Annotated in this window: 1 protein-coding gene; it reads right to left on the reverse strand. The window is 70.7% G+C overall.

Annotated features, from left to right (window positions below):
- A partial coding sequence (locus CVH10_RS20835; RefSeq protein WP_219924921.1) for a lytic murein transglycosylase occupies positions 1 to 270 on the reverse strand: 270 nt, incomplete at both ends.

The following is a 270-nucleotide window of genomic DNA, read 5'->3' on the forward strand; positions in this document are numbered from 1 at the left end:
GGCGCATGGCGGCCTTGCCGTCGTCTACCCGCTCCTCGTCGACGAGGGCGGCCATGTAGTCCCAGATCGGGGTCTTGAACTCGGGCTGGGCCTGGGAGAGCTCGAGCACCTTCTCGTCGTAGGCGATGCCGGCCGTCGCGGACCGGAAGGTCTGGGCCGAAATGCCCTGCGCCGCGGCTTGAGCCTGCAGCCCTGCAAGGCAGTCCTGGAAATCGGCGCGGGCGGGCGCGGAGAGCGTCAGGAGGGTCGCGGCCATCCCGAGGGAGAGGG

Origin of the sequence: Halomonas sp. ND22Bw (genome assembly GCF_003011945.1) — a bacterium.
GTDB lineage: Bacteria > Pseudomonadota > Gammaproteobacteria > Pseudomonadales > Halomonadaceae > Halomonas > Halomonas halophila.